Here is a 13,982-nt window from a genome sequence, read left to right on the forward strand (position 1 = left end):
GGAAAACTTGGCAAAAATCCGACCGTTTCGGGCCATTCGTCCAGTAGAAGAAAAAGCAGCGGAAGTTGCAGCTTTACCGTATGACGTATTAAATAGTAAAGAGGCAAGAGAGGTTGTAAAAGGGAATCCGTATTCTTTCTTACACGTTGATAAAGCAGAAATTGATTTAGACCCGGCACTTTCACCGTACGATGATCGTGTATATGAAAAAGCGGGTGAAAATTTAAATCGATTTATACGAGAAGAAGTATTCATACAAGATGAAGAGCCAGCACTGTACATTTATGAACTGACGATGCAAGGAAGAACGCAGTCAGGTCTTGTCGTTTGTACATCTATTGATGAGTATGAAGATGATACAATAAAAAAACATGAAAGAACGCGTCACGAAAAAGAATTAGATCGTATACGCCACGTAGATGTGTGTGATGCAAATACGGGGCCTATCTTTTTAACGTATCGTACAAAAGAAGATGTGAAACGTATCATTGCAAGCTGGAAAGAAGAGCATGCGCCAATCTATACATTTACAGCAGAAGATGACGTGGAGCATGTTGCCTGGAAAATAGTTGATGAGGATGTAATTGCTACTTTAGTAAACGCATTTGAAGATATTTCTAATCTTTATATTGCAGATGGACATCACCGCTCTGCATCAGCTGCAAAAGTAGGGATCATGCGAAGAGAAAAATATCCGAATTACACAGGAGAAGAGGAGTTTAATTTCTTCTTATCTGTTTTATTCCCTCACGATGAATTATCCATTTGGGACTATAACCGAGTTGTAAAAGACTTAAATGGCTTATCAGAAGAACAGTTTTTAAAGCAAATTGCACAATACTTTTATGTAGAAGAAGTAGCTGTTTCTCCGTATAAACCAAATGAGCCGAAAACATTTGGTATGTACGTAAACGAGAAGTGGTATAAGCTTACAGTGAAAGAGGAAACGTTTGATGCGAATGATCTCGTTAAAGGTTTAGATGTATCTATTCTGCAAGATCATTTATTAAGCCAAGTACTTGAAATACATGATCCGCGATCTGATTCACGCATTGACTTTGTCGGAGGAATCCGCGGAGTAGAAGAACTAGAACGCCTTGTAAATAGCGGTGAATATAAAGCAGCGTTTTCATTATATCCGACATCAATGGAAGCTTTATTAGCAATCGCAGACGCCGGAGAAGTTATGCCGCCAAAATCAACGTGGTTTGAACCGAAACTTCGCAGTGGGTTGTTTGTTCATTCATTAAAATAAACTTCTTTAGAGTGAAAAACCGAAATGATTTTTAGTTTCGGTTTTTCTTATTTTAAAAGGGTTTTTGAGGAGGGGTATAGATGAAATTGCAAGTAGGCGAAAAAATCACCTTTGAACGAATGTTTACGAAAGAGGATGTTGTTTTATTTACGGAAGTATCGAAAGATGAAGGTGTTCATCATGTTACACCAGATGAGCAGGGGAGTTTTGTTGTACAAGGGCTGTTAACATCAACGTTGCCTACAAAAATTGGCGGTGACTATAACGTACTAGCTCGCAAGATGGATTTTGAATTTTTACGTCCTGTGTTTAGCGGTGATACGATTCGCTGTGACGTAACCATTGAACAATTTGAGCCCGATGAAAAAAACCGCACAAAAATTATTGCGATGTTTACATGTAGGAATCAACTTGAAAAAGAAGTTATGAAGGGGAGTTTTTCGGGGATTATTCTTTAATTGATAGGAAAAGTAATGAGTAAGTGGGGCCCTCAGGCTTAGAGTTTTAATTCCCCCCATAACGAAAAATTTATGTATTATACTCTTTTCTTAACTATTAGAAAATAGTTGGATAAGCTCGTCAATAAAAAGGACATTTCTAGTATTGCAAGAAATGTCCTCTCCACTATATTATAGGGTATTTTGTTAAAATTCAAACTTTAAAATTAGTTTACTGGTTTGACCTGTAAACTGATAATTATAGGAACCTCGCAGATTTTCTAAGTTACCGGTAGCTTTAATAATTGTTCCTGGGGAATCTAAATTTCCTTTATCAAATATTCCTTGCTCTATAGCTGTAAATGTTCCTTGTTGCCCCTTGTAAATTCCTTCAAAGTGTAAAAATCCAGAAATTTTAGCAGTAGCCAAGTGACCATCATTTATATTTGAGTCTAAATAATATAATAAGTATTCAACAAAAGCTTTTCCTTTTAATTCACCATCAATATCATATTCAACATGAGCAATATTAATAGGGAAATCTTTTCTAGTATCATCAATTAGTTTTTCATCCCATTTACTTACTGTAAATGTTACTTCCATACACGTAATCTCCCTCCAATTAGATACTTATTTAAAGTTTTCCTTTATTCCACGCCACTCTCTAAAATAGAGAAAGACCCATTTTCACAATCAATTTCTGCCATCGCACCGTAAGGTAAAATAAACTTCGGCTCGGTATGGCCAAAATTTAAATTATAAAGAATCGGTAAATCTTCTAAATGATGTTCTTTCATTACTTGCAGTATTTCGTGTTTATATTCTTCATAATACATTTCGTCTTTCGGTTTACCGAAGATGATACCTTTTGCTTTTTGCAGAATGCCTTGCGCTGCATAATTTCGTAACCAATACTTTATATAACTTGGTTCTGGATGATCTTCAGAAGTTTCAAAGAAGAGAATGCTATCCTCCCAATGTTTTTTCTCAGGCCAAATCTCCGTTCCTTTTGCAAATTCTAATACTTCTATACATCCACCAATTAAACGCCCTTGTACAGTGGTAGAGCCTTGAAGTAGTTCATATCCATTGTTTTGTTGCATCGTACGACTTGTATCTTTATTTACCTCTATCCATTCTAAATGCTCACTCGTCCATTCATGAGCTGGTTGAATCTCGCCAATCGTTTCATTGGAAAAGAGAGTTCGATTTACCATTTCAACTGTATATCGATCCATCTCTACATTTTCGGCAAAGTCGGTCAAAATTGCTGGACCGTATAAAGAGGAAAGACCTGCTTTATGGCAAAATAAATGTGAAATAGTAACGTCAGAGTATCCCATAAAAATTTTCGGGTTTTCTCGTATTACATTAAAATCTATATAAGGAAGTAAGCGAATGCTATCTTCACCGCCAATATTCGCAATAATTGCTTTCACGCGCGTATCCTTAAAAGCTGTCATTAAATCTTCCGCACGAGCCTGTGGATTGTTATAAATGAATTCGCTACCTTTTAAACTATTTGGCATTGGGATAACCGTAAGACCGAAAACTTCTTCTAATCTTTTTACTCCTTGTTCATATCGCCATCTTATTTCAGAATCACCTGCGCCTCCCCATGAAGGACTTACTGTTGCTACGATATCTCCTGCTTGTAACCTCTTTGGTTTTATTAACATGTTAACACCGCTCCTATATAATGTAATGGACTACGATTATACAAACTGTATCATTGAAAAAAACATGATGCATGACATTAGTTTCTTCATCATCAATCCGTTTACCTGCTGATATGCAAGAATTTAGCAGTAGTGTTGAATATAGGAATAATCGATTTATATTTAAAAATCACAGTATGCATCATTGCATGAGAAAGATGGTTGCTATTTTTCACTAATTGTAACTATATTGGTTGCAGGTTGGTCGTAACCAATCAAAAAATATAATCATCATGAATGGAGAGGTTACAGCTTTTCCTGAATAAGAAAGCTATCGCCTTTAGGCACTTGGGATGAAAGTGAGATTGGATACGGAGTGTCACTAAAAATCGCAACGTTCGTAGTACTTTAAGTGTCTGAGGTATAGGTAGTTTCTTCGGTTTTTTTTGTTGGGATTTTTAGGGGAGTATTCTTTAATTCTTAGATAGAGAGGTAAAATAAAAATACACCTAATTATTAGGTGTATTTTTTAGACTTGAAAACCACATAACATCGAATAGTTTTCTTGTAAACATATAGGAACGTAATCTAAATTGTTTTTAATTTTGTTAACTTACCAACCTGTACCATGCTCAGAATTAGCAGGAGCGCCGCCAGTATTGCCATGAGATTCAACTTTTGGAGCAGGGAAATGTGCATGCCCTTCTTGTTTAGGAGCCCCACCAGTGTCACCGATGTTTAATGCAGGAGCGCCGCCAGTATGGCCCTCAGAAAAAGAAGGAGCTGGTGGAGACGGGAAGTGAGTATGTCCAGCTTGATTTGTGAAACCTGCGTTTAAGCCAAATGCAGCAATACCCGTAAATGCAATACCTAAAGCGATTTTACCAATTGTTTTTTTCATTTCTTTAACCCTCTTTCATTTGATTTTTTTGCTATTGTACTATTAAAGAAGTATAAACTTGCTTTTTCATGTTGTTGTTTGTTATAAAACGCAAGAGCTAGTTTTTCAAGATACTCAGAAACATAGATATATAAAGATTCTTTATTGAAGTATTCAATTCCTTCTAAAACAATCGGTTCAATTTTGTCTAATTCAGTTTGATTCGTGAAAGCTTCTAATATAGCAAAGTGATGTTTGTGCTCTTCATTACCAAGTTCAGAAATAAGTTGTTTCCCTATTTTAATGTAGTGGTTTGCTTTGTCGATAAGTCCTAATTTTTCATGTTCTTGTGCAAGTAAGAATATAGCTTTGTAGTGAGATGGGATTTTTTCAACAACTTGTGTCAAGTGACGAATCGCTTCTTCAGAAAGATTCTGGCTAGCATATAGATGACCTAGATTACCGCGCACATACAGTTGTAATGATTCTTCATTTAATTTTTGGAGAATATCTAACGCTTTGTTATAGCTTTCCTCAGCTTGTTCAAAATGTCCTACGTCTACATAAGAAGCACCAAGTACACTTAAACAGGATGAAATATTTCTTTCACATCCGTGTTGCGTTTCAAAAAATTCTAATGCTTTAGAAGCATTTACAATCGCAAAACTTGGTTGTTGTTGGTGACAATGATAAGCAGCGTATCGGTAATAGAAATCAGCTTGTTCAATTTGACTGTGTCCGGATAAAAGTGCTTGTGCTTTTAAGAAATATTCTTCTGCTTCTTGATAATGATTAATTGCTGCAAAATGAATCGCTTTATAATAATGATATAGATAAGATAAATGTTTATCTTCTGGTTTTTCTTGGTCTTCTATGAATTGAAAACTATCTTTCGTGATTGATAGTCCATCTGTCAGAGCTGTATGTCGGAACTGGAGTAATGCGTAATATAAGTGATAAAGTGGAATTGTTTCTGTTTCTTTCAAAAGCATTTCTTCATGTCCTTTTTTAGCTTCTTGAAACTGAATTTGTGCTTCCTTAACGTTTTGCGTTAAGATTGCATGGTACCAAGCTTCTAAATGTTTTGTTGTATATGTATGTCCCTTTAATGAAATGTTCATATTAGCCCCCTTGTATATTTTTCTATATAATTGTAACTATAATGGTAACACAATAAAAAGTAATTATATGGAATTTTTTCTTGATAAATAATATTCTGAATCTTTAAACTTGTCAATCTATGTGTTTTTATAGTGTTGTCCATGTTTTTTGGGGGAAAGGGATCACAATTGACTATAGAATCTTAATAAAATGATGTCACATGCACAGTACTAAAATAAAAGTTGAGAAAGTATGCATGAGGTCTGAATAGGATGAAAAGATAAACCCCCTAGTTATATAGCTAGGGGGGGTGTGTTAAATAGTTTCACCGTGAGCTTCTAGTTTTGGAGCAGGGAAATGTTCGTGCCCCTCAAGTTTCGGAGTAGGAGTATCGCCAATATTGAAAGCAGGAGCCCAAGTATCCGCATGTGAATCTAATTTCGAGCTTAAATCAGCATGTGTCTCTTGTTTCAGAGCCCAAGTATCCCCTTTATTATATGATGAAATAGGAGGTCTTCCATGATCATAAGCAGGAGCCCATGAATCTCCATGTGAATCTAATTTAGGAGTAGGAAGATCCCCATGTCCCTCTAATTTCGGGGCAGGAAGATCAGCATGGCTCTCTTGTTTCGGAGCAGGGAAATCCCCATGTCCCTCTAATTTTGGAGCAGGGAAATCCCCATGTCCCTCTAATTTTGGGGCAGGGAAATCAGCATGGCTCTCTTGTTTCGGAGCAGGAGTATCCCCATGTGCAGCCTTTACAACGCCGCCATCCCCAATATTTACACCAAAAAGACCAAAGCTGAATACCGATAAACCTACAACAGCTGTACTAATTTTTCTTTTCAATCTATATCTCTCCTTTTGCTATGGTTTTCCATTTTGTCTAAACGTGGTAGATAAAATGAAATGAATCGTAAAAAATTACCAATTATATTACGATATACGAATAATTCTGTGTAATATTTTGTAAAACCTCCTTGAAATTTGAATTTTATGAAAATAAAATTCGACATGGTTCATTTTTCAATTCGTTGAATAGATTTTGATTGAGTTTTTATAAAGCTATTCGCTAACTTTAGGACCGAAAGCGGCTCTTAATTTCTTTATACCGTGCCCATAAGGTTATTTTAGCTTTGAATTAAATTAACTATTATAATTCGAGAATTTAGTCCTCTTGCTGCATATTTAAAAGTTACAGTATGCAACATTGCATAAGAAAGATAGTTGCTATTTTGTACAACCTGTAACTATAATAGTTACAGGTTGGTCGTATCCAATCAAAAAATATAATCATCATGAATGGAGAGGTTACATATGGGTATGAAAAAATTAATTTTAGCAGGTGCTTTAGGGATCGCAGCATTATCAGGAACGAATTTACCAGGATTAGAACTGTCAAAAGCGAGTGCCACTTCTATGGAATCGAATTTCTCGACGTTAGAAGGACGAGTAATAGAAGTAGATAAAGGTGTAATTGTTGTAAAATCTAAGCAATATGAGGAGCCTGTTAGTATATACATGGATTCCTTTTCAAATGTGAAAGTAGGAGATGAAGTAAAAGTTACTGGATCTATGATGCGTAATTTCACGGAATATATGATTGCAAATTCAGTTGAAAATACGTCACATAAATTAGGTATGCACATGAAAGAAGAGGGTTCTCCTGATTATGTGATTGGGGAAGTATCAAAAGTAGGAACGAGGGAAGAGGAAGGAGAAGGTTCTACTAAATATGTCGTAGTTGAGTATCCATCACTAAACGGGAAGAAAGTTATTATTGATGTTTTCTTAACGAAGGGACAAGTATTTCATACAGGTGAGAAAGTAAAAATTGATATGAAGTATGTAGGATGGGGCGGAAGTTCTATTAACTGGAACACAACGGACAACATTGAAAAAGTTCATGAGGTAAAGAGCGACGTTGAAAATAATGATGATGTTTGGATTTGGTCTTAATTAGAATTCTGTAAATAACAAATGTATCATGCAGTACCCATCGAATCATCATATGTATGATAATTCGATGGGTACTTTTTTGTTTTATGTTTTTTTGAGAATAACGGATTTTCGATTAGAATATGATGTTAATACTGGAGCGAAGGTGAAAAAAACAATATGAAAAGAGGTGTTTAAGGGTGGAGCGAGATGAGGTTTATTTACGAGCTAAAAAAAGGGTAGAGAATTTACAAGCGTTTTATATTCATTTAACGGTCTATATACTAGTGAACTTAATGCTTTTTATTATAAATATAAGCTCTGATTCAAGTAAATTATGGTTTGTATATCCACTTGCAGGTTGGGGGATCGGTATCGTTATACACGGTTTGACAACTTTTCCAGTTGGGATATTCGGAAAAGAGTGGGAAGAACGAAAGATTAAAGAATATATGGAGAAAGATAAGTAAATTTATTTCTGGAATGTATGAATATAAATCTCTGGGATCAAATGTTTGATGCGAAGTCTATTCTATAGCTTCGCCTATTTGTTTTGTATTCGAAATTTGTGCGAGTGAGTGTTCATATTCATTTTTTAGCATCAACTGCATGTGAAATCAAAACTTTACTTGTAGTACATAATAAATACAGTTGTTTTACTTTTTAAATTACATGTGGATATAGGATAAAGTTGTTTTATCATCCTATATTAAAATAAAAATAAACCACTGTTCGATTTGAATATTCCACGATATAATGGTGAGAGTTTATGACAGAATAAATATTTACATAAGAAGTGAGGTACTGTATGAAAAAAAGAACGACAGACATTATTTTTATTATTATTGGTGCATTTCTATTTGCGTTAGGTGTCAATTTGTTTGTTATCCCGAACGAGTTTGGTGAGGGTGGAGTAACTGGTATCACGATTATTACGTATTATTTATTTGAATGGTCACCAGGCTTAGTTAACTTAATTTTAAATGCGATTTTGTTAATAGCTGGTTATAAATTTTTGAATAAGATTACAACAATTTATACGATTATCGCTGTAGTTACGAATTCGCTATTCCTTCATTTGACAGAAGGTTGGACGATTGCTTCGGATGAAATGCTTGTAAATGCCGTTTTCGGAGGAATATTTATTGGGTGCGGGATTGGTCTTATTATTCGCGTTGGCGGAACAACAGCAGGTACTACCATTTTAGCAAGGATGACGCATAAATATTTAGGATGGAGCATTAGCTATGGTTTACTGTTCTTCGATTTAATTGTTGCGTTTTCATCTTATTTCATCATTGGTGCAGAAAAACTGATGATAACAATTATTATGCTATATGTAGCAACGAAAGTGATGGAGTTTGTAATTGAAGGTTTAAATCCGAAGAAAGCCATTACGATTATTTCTGATAACCCGAATGAAATTGCCGGGAAGGTAACTACCTTAATGGGCAGAGGGGTTACGGTGTACTCAGGTCATGGCTATTACACGAAAACTCCGAAGGAAATTCTTTATGTTGTTATTAATAAGCAAGAAGTAGTCAAGCTAAAACGGATTGTTCAAACTACAGATCCGGCTGCGTTCATTGCTATACACGATGTTCGTGACGTATTTGGAGAAGGATTCGTTGATATTTCTAAAGCATAGAAATTACTTTTCATTAAAATAATCTTAATACTAAAACGTAAGAATCTATTTTGAATAATCTTTTTTCAAAATAGATTCTTTTTATTTATCTTAAAATGTTGGTTTGTTTTTCTTTTTCTTGCAAAAAATCTAATTGTTTCTTAAGGTAAGGATGTAGAAGGATGAACAAGAGAGGGTTTAATGAAGATGATACATATTTTATTAGCTGATGATGATAAGCATATTAGAGAGTTGTTACATTACCATTTACAAAAAGAGGGGTTTAAAGTTTTTGAAGCGGAAGATGGAAAGGTAGCGCAAGGCGTATTAGAGAAAGAAAATATTCATCTTGCGATAGTAGACATTATGATGCCGTTTGTTGATGGTTATACGTTATGTGAAGAAATCCGGAAGTATCATGATATACCGGTTATTTTATTAACTGCGAAAGATCAATTAGTTGATAAAGAAAAAGGATTCATTTCTGGTACGGACGATTATATTGTAAAACCATTTGAGCCAGCTGAGGTCATTTTCCGTATGAAAGCATTACTGCGTCGTTATCAAATGCTGAGTGCTGATATTATTACGTTGCACGGTACGACAATTGATCGAAAAGGGTTTGAAGTGAAGTGTAACGGTCAAACGATTCTGCTTCCATTAAAAGAATTTGAGTTGTTATCGCAACTGGCTAGTTATCCTGGAAGAACATTTTCAAGAGAAGAATTAATTGAATTAGTATGGGGAATGGATTTTGAAGGAGATGAACGAACAGTTGACGTTCATGTGAAACGACTGAGAGATCGCTTCTCAAAACGAACGGATGATTTTCAAATTACGACAGTACGCGGACTCGGTTATAAGTTGGAGTTGAAATAAAATGAAATCATTATACTCTAGATTTGTTTTTATGACGGTTGGGATCATGCTACTTAGCAGTATTATCGGTTTTTTATTAACAAATGTGTACTATCAAGTGAAGTTAAAACCGTATAACAGTGAAAAGATTTTAATGTATGCGGAAGAAGTAAAATCGTTATATGAAAAGCAAAGTGAAGAAAATAAGTATGATTATTTACAATCAATTGCGAAGTTAGGATATGAAATTTATATTGTCGATGATCAAAAGAATGGAAAGCGTATTGGCAATGCGTTTCGTAAGACCTCTATTAGCGATGATACTGTTCATAAAGTGTTGCAAGGGGAAACGTTTAACGGCGTTTCTACATATCCAACACGCCTCTTTATTACGGGGTTTTTCGATAATGAATTAATTAATAGTGTCGGTGTGCCGGTAAAACACGGTGATAAACAGTACGCTTTATTCATTCGTCCTGACATTCAGCAACAATTTGGTGAGATGCGAATTTTTCTAGCGGTATTACTAGGGTTTATCGTTTTATTAAGTATTATTTTTATTGCGATTGCAGCAGGTTATATCGTTCGTCCCATTCGTACATTTACGAAAGCGACGCAAAAGATTGCAAGTGGTGAATATGATATCGAATTAGATGGAAATCGAAAAGATGAAATTGGTACATTAGCAACTAATTTTCAAAAGATGACGAAAAGCATTAAAGAATTAGATGAGATGAGACAAGAATTTGTTTCTAACGTTTCTCACGAATTCCAATCGCCGCTTTCTTCTATTCAAGGGTTCTCAAAAACGTTACAGTCAGAAGAGATGAGTGGGGAAGAAAGAAACCATTACTTGCAAATTATTGAGGGCGAAAGTAAGCGAATGTCTAGTTTATGTAAACAGTTACTTACGCTCGCTTCTTTAGATAAAGAAGAAAAAGTATTACAAATAAAAGAATTCAATCTACAAAAGCAAATTAAAGACGTCATTTTTATGCTCGAATGGAAATGGCGTGAAAAAGATATTGCCGTTGAATTTGATGTGCCGGATATTACAATACAAGGCGATGAAAACTTACTTCATCAAGTATGGAGTAACATCTTTACGAATAGTATTAAGTTTTCAAACGACGGCGGAACGATTGAATTTGTTGTAGAAGAATTAGAATCAAGTGTGATGATCTATATATCAGACAACGGAATTGGTATGGAAAAAGAAGAAATGGATCGTATATTTGATCGTTTTTACAAAGTAGATACAGCAAGAGCAAGAAACGTAGAAGGTAGCGGTTTAGGATTATCGATTGTACAGAAGATTGTAGAACTGCATAACGGAAACGTTTCAGTGTATAGTACGAAAGGGGAAGGGACTACTGTTCAGGTGGAGCTTCCGAAATAGATGAAAGAGGCTGCTACGGAAGGGCCTCTTCTTTTTTGGTTTCTAGTATACGTGTAAAGTGAAAAAATGTGAGTCATTTTCATTACATAATCGGACGAGTTTGTGGAGTGAGCTCAGGAGGAAGTTTATTTAAACATGTAGAATCTCTACAGAGTTATAAGGATTGTATTAAAACTTGAACCGTGTAGGGAGGAAATTACTTTGAAACGAATTGACTTGTTATTAAACGTACTAGATTCAACATTCGATAAAGAGAGTTGGTATGCACCGTTTAAACATGCTATAGAAGGACTTACAGCCGAACAGGCTACGTGGAAACCATCTGGTGAGGCAACGAATACCATTTGGGAGAGCGTTAATCATCTCATTTATTACAAAGAGAGGCTTGCTGCAAACTTAGAAGGCCGTGAATGGAAACACAATCTGGACGGTAATGACACCTTTTATCTTACTGAGCAATCCAATGATGATGAGGAATGGAAGAAAGTTGTTGAACGTTCTGAAAATGCTCAGCGTAATTTAAGACATGTATTGAGTGCAATTTCTGAAAAAGAGCTTGAACAAAATTCACTTGAGGGGAAATTACTAGATATCATGCTTCATGATGCTTATCATACAGGCCAAATTATTCAATTAAGGAAAATGCAGGGGTCTTGGCCATCAAATCGTTAATTGAACGTTTTAGTTGGTGCTATTGTTATATTTTTAGTGAAGTATTTTACATCCAAAATTAAATAACTACATTTTAACCCCGTCCCAAATCTAGAACGGGGTTATGTTTGTTCCTGCTATAAAGCTGTACCTTTCCCGCGCTCTTCCCTAAAATGAACTCCAAAAGTATCCGCTGTAATTTCATCAGCTTTCGGCAATGCTCGTAATTTCGGATGAAGCAGCCATACGAGAGAAATAAATAAAATACCGATGCTAGCGAGCGCAAAAATGAATTGGCTACTAAATACATTTGCGGTGTATCCGCCAATTAAAGAACCGAACGGCATAGCAATTGTGCCCATACTTCGCATGACTGAGTTAATGCGTCCAAGATATTGATTTGGAATTGCAATTTGACTAATTGTCGCAAATAATATGTTGGTCGCACCGATTGGTATCCAAGCTAGGCCGAATAAGAGAATAGATAGCCATTGAAACGGTACAATCGTAGAGAGAAACCAAAAGATAGAGCCAGTCGCAAAGCTAATAATGGAGACACGGCCAACATTACGTTTGCCAATCCATGAACTGAATAATGCACCGATGAGACTACCTGCTGATATAGCAGCTAAGAAGAAGCCATATGATTTCACGCCTCCTAAAGAATCAGCGTAAGAAGGGAGTATCGCCATTGTCATACCGATTGAAAAATTAGCGACAACTGAACCGATTAAGAAGGCGCCCATTAATGAACGGAAGACGATCGAAAAGCCTTCTTTTAAATCAGAGAAATATTGTTTAGTTGAAAGTGATGTATTTGTTTCTGCTTGCTTTGGCATTTTCAATGAAAAGAATAATAGGGCAGTAATCGCGAATGTTAAGGAATCGACTACATATAAAGTAATGGCACCAAGTAGTGCTACTAATATTCCAGAAAGAGTCGTACAAATTAAGTCAATGCCTTGATACGCAAATGAAAAGAGAGAGTTTCCTTTTAATAATTGTGTTTTATGCAGTAGAAGTGGTAAAGCTTTCGATTGTGCGGGATAGGCGAATTGTTCGATAAAGGCTACGATGGGCATGATGATAAGTAGTAGTTGAACAGTTAATAGGTCGAAGTAGTGTGTAATAGGAATGATTAATATAAGGATACATTGCAGAACTTGTGTGATGAAGAGGGTGTTTTTGATTGACCATCTATCAACGAATGGACCGGTAAGAAATTGAAGTGTAGAAGGTAATAACGTAAGAAAACCAGCTAATCCAGAATAAAAAGGATTACCACTCAGCTTGTATACGAGCCACATCGCGGCTACATAATACAAACTATCTCCTATGTTTGTGAAAATTCTCCCTAAAAATAATAAGAGGAAATTCCGGTTTTTTAATATGTCCACTTTATCTACTCCTTTATAATAAATTTATTCGGTAAAATAAATTTGACCGTTTATGTAAAAAAAATCGTATTACGATTTTTCTTCTTTTTTCACAAAGCACTGCATTGCTCGTTCGTCGATTTGTAGTGCAGTAGTAGAAATGTAATAAGATTTACTATTTGGACCTTTATCCGCATCTTTTGCGATATCATTTAATTCAGCCATTAATTCATGAAACTTTTTCACCCACACTTGAAATTGTTCTGGCGTGGCATCAAACTCCCAACAAGATGAAACGTAATTCCACTCAGCTGGGTCTTCACTTACTTTTCGTAATGTAAAAGCTTCTTCTGGTGCAGCGAGAATGTGGTTTTTCGTTCTTTCTGTCATTTGTAAAAAGATTTGGCGACCTGATTCGCTCAACATTTCTAAATGAGGTAATAGGTCTGCGGCAGGGGTGAAGCCTCTAGCGACAGATTGATAAAACTTTTGAATGATGCCATTCTTTTCTTCTGTATAAACAATTTCTATAAAACCATTCTTTTCTAATTCTTTTAAATGATAATGAATTTTCGCCCTTGGAATGCCGAATTTCTCAGATAGTAGTTGCCCTGTATAAGGACGTTCGCATAGTCGCATCATCATTTCGACACGTAGTGGATCGCTTATTGCTTTTAGTTGGCTATAAGTAGTGAGTGTTAACATGGGCTTCAAGATGATCAACTCCTTAAATGAAATTACTCGGTCAAGATTATTTGACTGAATTGTATCAAGGATTCTAATTATTTTCAATACTTTCTGA

The 13,982-nt window shown here is 35.4% G+C and carries 15 protein-coding genes; 8 read left to right on the forward strand and 7 right to left on the reverse strand.

Going from position 1 to position 13,982, the window contains the following annotated elements; genetic code table 11:
• Nucleotides 1–7: 7 nt before the first annotated feature.
• Nucleotides 8–1,255, forward strand: a complete 1,248-nt coding sequence (locus tag MNO09_RS14145; protein ID WP_088107083.1) for a DUF1015 domain-containing protein — start codon at nt 8–10, stop codon at nt 1,253–1,255.
• 80 nt (nt 1,256–1,335) lie between these two features.
• Nucleotides 1,336–1,713, forward strand: a complete 378-nt coding sequence (locus MNO09_RS14150) for a hotdog family protein (protein WP_088107084.1) — start codon at nt 1,336–1,338, stop codon at nt 1,711–1,713.
• Between the two features lie 186 nt (nt 1,714–1,899).
• Here the strand turns inward: MNO09_RS14150 and MNO09_RS14155 are convergent, their stop codons facing one another.
• The 5 genes from MNO09_RS14155 to MNO09_RS14175 all read right to left on the reverse strand — a co-directional run bounded on the left by MNO09_RS14155 (nt 1,900) and on the right by MNO09_RS14175 (nt 6,180).
• A complete protein-coding gene (locus tag MNO09_RS14155; RefSeq protein WP_000454081.1) occupies nt 1,900–2,295 on the reverse strand; it encodes a DUF3224 domain-containing protein in 396 nt (131 codons plus the stop codon).
• A 44-nt stretch (nt 2,296–2,339) separates the two neighbouring features.
• The gene (locus MNO09_RS14160) at nt 2,340–3,371 is read right to left on the reverse strand and encodes a S66 family peptidase (RefSeq protein WP_000905860.1); all 1,032 of its coding nucleotides are present in this window, start codon (nt 3,369–3,371) and stop codon (nt 2,340–2,342) included.
• 592 nt (nt 3,372–3,963) lie between these two features.
• The gene (locus tag MNO09_RS14165; RefSeq protein WP_000750944.1) at nt 3,964–4,251 is read right to left on the reverse strand and encodes a hypothetical protein; all 288 of its coding nucleotides are present in this window, start codon (nt 4,249–4,251) and stop codon (nt 3,964–3,966) included.
• On the reverse strand, nt 4,248–5,351 hold the full coding sequence (locus tag MNO09_RS14170; RefSeq protein WP_001027124.1) for a tetratricopeptide repeat protein: 1,104 nt from the start codon (nt 5,349–5,351) through the stop codon (nt 4,248–4,250). The genes MNO09_RS14165 and MNO09_RS14170 overlap by 4 nt, the downstream gene beginning before the upstream one ends.
• A 295-nt stretch (nt 5,352–5,646) precedes the next feature.
• A complete protein-coding gene (locus MNO09_RS14175; RefSeq protein WP_088107085.1) occupies nt 5,647–6,180 on the reverse strand; it encodes a hypothetical protein in 534 nt (177 codons plus the stop codon).
• Nucleotides 6,181–6,648: 468 nt separating this feature from the next.
• Between MNO09_RS14175 and MNO09_RS14180 the strand changes: the two genes are divergently transcribed.
• The 6 genes from MNO09_RS14180 (at nt 6,649) to MNO09_RS14205 (ending at nt 11,825) form a co-directional block, all read left to right on the forward strand.
• Nucleotides 6,649–7,290: an ATP F0F1 synthase subunit alpha gene (locus tag MNO09_RS14180; RefSeq protein WP_088107086.1), complete on the forward strand. Its 642-nt coding sequence runs from the start codon at nt 6,649–6,651 to the stop codon at nt 7,288–7,290.
• A gap of 179 nt (nt 7,291–7,469) precedes the next feature.
• Nucleotides 7,470–7,739, forward strand: a complete 270-nt coding sequence (locus MNO09_RS14185) for a 2TM domain-containing protein (protein ID WP_000438999.1) — start codon at nt 7,470–7,472, stop codon at nt 7,737–7,739.
• 338 nt (nt 7,740–8,077) lie between these two features.
• Nucleotides 8,078–8,917 carry a YitT family protein gene (locus tag MNO09_RS14190; protein WP_088107087.1) on the forward strand — a complete coding sequence of 280 codons (840 nt, stop codon included), beginning with the start codon at nt 8,078–8,080 and terminating at the stop codon, nt 8,915–8,917.
• 180 nt (nt 8,918–9,097) lie between these two features.
• The gene (locus tag MNO09_RS14195) at nt 9,098–9,775 is read left to right on the forward strand and encodes a response regulator transcription factor (protein ID WP_000781971.1); all 678 of its coding nucleotides are present in this window, start codon (nt 9,098–9,100) and stop codon (nt 9,773–9,775) included.
• A 1-nt stretch (nt 9,776) separates the two neighbouring features.
• Nucleotides 9,777–11,153, forward strand: a complete 1,377-nt coding sequence (locus MNO09_RS14200; RefSeq protein ID WP_000839529.1) for a sensor histidine kinase — start codon at nt 9,777–9,779, stop codon at nt 11,151–11,153.
• 201 nt (nt 11,154–11,354) lie between these two features.
• Nucleotides 11,355–11,825: a DinB family protein gene (locus tag MNO09_RS14205; protein WP_000821004.1), complete on the forward strand. Its 471-nt coding sequence runs from the start codon at nt 11,355–11,357 to the stop codon at nt 11,823–11,825.
• Nucleotides 11,826–11,941: 116 nt separating this feature from the next.
• Here MNO09_RS14205 and MNO09_RS14210 read toward each other — a convergent pair whose 3' ends face one another.
• Together MNO09_RS14210 and MNO09_RS14215 are read right to left on the reverse strand one after the other, a co-directional pair.
• On the reverse strand, nt 11,942–13,201 hold the full coding sequence (locus tag MNO09_RS14210; RefSeq protein ID WP_000353370.1) for an MFS transporter: 1,260 nt from the start codon (nt 13,199–13,201) through the stop codon (nt 11,942–11,944).
• 69 nt (nt 13,202–13,270) lie between these two features.
• Complete coding sequence (locus MNO09_RS14215) at nt 13,271–13,894, reverse strand: ArsR/SmtB family transcription factor (protein WP_241950178.1); 624 nt, start codon at nt 13,892–13,894, stop codon at nt 13,271–13,273.
• Nucleotides 13,895–13,982: the final 88 nt, after the last annotated feature.

Origin of the sequence: Bacillus sp. N5-665 (assembly GCF_022637375.2) — a bacterium.
Taxonomy (GTDB): Bacteria; Bacillota; Bacilli; order Bacillales; family Bacillaceae_G; genus Bacillus_A; species Bacillus_A wiedmannii.